The sequence below is a fragment of the Streptomyces sp. rh34 genome (genome assembly GCF_002551245.1).
Classification (GTDB): domain Bacteria; phylum Actinomycetota; class Actinomycetes; order Streptomycetales; family Streptomycetaceae; genus Streptomyces.
On record NZ_NTGZ01000454.1, the window covers coordinates 1 to 2,920 of the forward strand.

General features: G+C 76.5%; 3 protein-coding genes. 2 read left to right on the forward strand and 1 reads right to left on the reverse strand.

Going from position 1 to position 2,920, the window contains the following annotated elements; translation table 11 throughout:
* On the forward strand, positions 1 to 1,070 hold a 1,070-nt coding region (locus tag CR470_RS37110; RefSeq protein WP_218923803.1), incomplete at its 5' end, for a LuxR family transcriptional regulator.
* Here the strand turns inward: CR470_RS37110 and CR470_RS37115 are convergent.
* Complete coding sequence (locus tag CR470_RS37115; RefSeq protein ID WP_097872110.1) at positions 1,067 to 1,609, reverse strand: hypothetical protein; 543 nt, start codon at positions 1,607 to 1,609, stop codon at positions 1,067 to 1,069. The genes CR470_RS37110 and CR470_RS37115 overlap by 4 nt on opposite strands.
* 457 nt (positions 1,610 to 2,066) lie before the next feature.
* Here CR470_RS37115 and CR470_RS37120 point away from each other — a divergent pair.
* Positions 2,067 to 2,920 (forward strand): PucR family transcriptional regulator (locus CR470_RS37120; protein ID WP_097872112.1); only part of this gene is annotated, 854 nt, incomplete at its 3' end.

The window sequence follows — 2,920 nt, forward strand, 5'->3', positions numbered from 1 at the left end:
CCGCCGCCCTGGTCCTCGGGGATGTGGCCGCCGCCTGCCGCGCGGGCGCCCGCGCGCTCGCCGCCGTACGGACCAGGGGGCCCGACGCGCTGCTGCCCCAGGCCCTCGAACACCTCGCCTACGCCGAACTGCGGGCCGGCCGGCACGCCGGTGCGCGGGCCCACGCCCTGGAGGGGCTGCACGCCGCCCGCCGTGCGGGGCAGCCCAACAGCTCCGCCCGTCTGCACGCCGTGCTCGCCCTCGCCGCGTCCGTGGAGGGCCCCGCGGAGGCGTGCGCCGCGCACGGTGACGCCGCGCTGGCCGGGGCGGGGCCGCACGGACTGTCCCAGGCCGTCACCCTCGCCACCTGGGCACGGGCCCGCGCGGACCTGGCCTCCGGGCGGCCCGGCGAAGCCGCCGCCCGGCTGGCCCCCCTCGTGGGGACCGGCCCCGGCCGGGGCCACTTCGCCGCCCGGATGCTCGCCGTGCCCTGCTGGGTCGAGGCCGCGGTGCTGGGCGGCCGCCTGCCCGAGGAATTCCGCGAACTCCGGTCCGCCGTCAATGAGTTCGCGTCCTGGGCCGCCCGGACCGCCGACCCGGGAGCGCCCGCCCAACTGGCCCGCTGCCGGGCCCTGCTGGCCCCCGCCGACGAGGCCGACGCCCGCTACGCCGAGGCCCTGGCCCACCACGGCCGGGCGGGCGGCGACTTCGAACGGGCCCGCACCCAGCTGCTGTACGGACAGTGGCTGCGCCGTCGCCGGCGCACCCGCGAGGCCCGCGGCCCGCTGCGCGACGCCCTGGTCGCCTTCCAGCGCTGCTCGGCCCGCGCCTGGGCGGACCGGGCGGCCGGGGAACTGCGAGCCGCGGGGGAGCAGGCCCCGGCCCGGCGGAACGCGGCGGACGAACCGCTGGCGGCGCTCACGCCCCAGCAGCAACGCATCGCCCGCTGCGTCGCGGAGGGGGCCACCAACCGGGAAGTGGCGCTGCGGCTGTCGCTCAGCCCTCGCACGGTCGACCACCACCTCCGCAATGTCTTCGCCGCCCTCGGCATCCGCTCCCGCACCGAACTGGCCAGGCTGCTGGGACCCTAGGGCCCGTCGTCAAGGGCGAGGCAGCGGCCGCGCCTGTCCCGTGTCCGGTGCCGCTTGGCGTACGACCAGGTCACCGCGGTCATCAGGGCCGGGATGGCGAACAGCGGAGCGAAGGCGAGGCCCCAGACCGTCTGTGCCGTACCGCTCGACAGGTACGTCTGACTCTCGACGGTGACGGCGACCACGAGTTGCCACAACGCCATCAGGACCAGGGCGCCCGAGGCGGTCCAGGCCAGCGGGGCGAGGACCCCGGGGCGAAGCGGTCGCCACCGGTCGCTGACGAGCAGCAGCGGGAACAGAGCGGCCAGCTCGGCGAGGACGGAGAGGCCGACGACGTAGGCGATGCCCCAGCCCGGGATGTCGAAGACGTCGCGCAGCACCTGGTCGCTGTAGCCCACCGGGACACCGGAAGCCATGGCGATGCGCCACAGGCCGGACGGGACGGCGCACAGAGCGATCGCGTGGGCGGCGCGGCGAGCCCAGACAGGCGCGGGCGCGGAGGCGGGGAGAGGCGGGGGCGCTGGCGTCATGACGTACATACTGGTCCCGCGCACGGCAGCCGCGCTTCGTCCGCTGCGGCGGACCGTCTCCGCACTGCGGATGAGGGGCATACCCGCCAGGGAGGAAGGGGACCTGGTCGCGAGTATGACGCGGACCCGGCCGTGGCCGCGCTGGGGGTGGCGGTGGACGCGACCGGTCGTATCCGACGCCACGGGCACGGCCCTGACCGAGTGGAACCTCCTCCCTCTCCCGCTCGACTCGGACGAGCCGGACGCGGTGACGGTCCCACCTGCTCACACCGGTCCTCCGGGCCCCGTGAAGGCCGGGAGGTTGCGAGACCGTGATGACGAGTTCCGCGCAGACCCCTAGGTACCGACCGGGCGGTATGCCATTCTGCGGGCGTCAGGATCGTGTACGCCGCGCTCGCGCCCCGACCGGGCCGGGTGCGCCGGGCCCGCCGCTCGCGCGGCCGGCCGATTCCCGGTGGAGGCCGCCATGCCACAGGTCGTACGTTCGCGGATCGGGGCGCTGCGCGGCCCGTCCACGGCAACGCCGTTGCCGCACCGCTTCCGGTCCCTGGCCGACCGTGAGGCCGTCGAGGTGCTGCACCGGGCCGCCCGGGTCCTCGTCGCGTCGCTGCCGGCCCTCACCGACCGGCTCGTCGAGGCCCTGTACGCCCAGGAGCCCGGTTACCGGGCGGCCATCGACTCCGGCCGGGCCGAGGTCTGGCAGGAGGTCCACCACTCGCTGCGGCACAACGTCGGTTCCCTGATCCAGCCCCGGGAGTTCCGGGAGTCCGCCCAGCGCACCTCCCGTTGGATCGGCGAGATCAGGGCCGAGCAGGGCGTGCCGCTCGACGCCGTCCTGCACGCCTTCCGGATGGGCGGCGCGATGGTCTGGCAGGACCTCGTGGACGAGACCGCCCGGCGCGACCCCGACGACGTCCGGCTGCTCGTCCATGTCGCCGCCGACGTGTGGAACTTCGTCGACGAGCACTGCGGGATCGTGGCGGACGCCTACCGGCAGGCCGAGCGGCGGCTGTCCTGGCGGCGCGAGAACCGGCAGCGGCTGATGGTCGCGGCCCTGCTGGACGGGACCGCCCGGATCGCGGACCTCGCCGAGGCGGCCGCGATGCTGGGGCTGCCGGAACAGGGCCGGTACGCCGTGCTCGCGGTGGCCGGGGCCCGGAGCGGGCCGGGGTCCGCCGACCGTCTGCCGCCGGCGCTGCCCGTCGCCGCCACGGAGGTCCCGGCGCTCTGGCACCCGGGCCCGGACGCCGAGTTCGCGATCCTGTCGCTGACGGGCCGGCCCGGCGAGCTGAGCGAGCTGGCCGCCGCGCTGGACGTACC

Coding starts and splice junctions, on each gene's coding strand:
- CR470_RS37115 (WP_097872110.1), bottom strand. CDS start 1,609: ATGTACGTCATGACGCCAGCGCCCCCGCCTCTCCCCGCCTCCGCGCCC.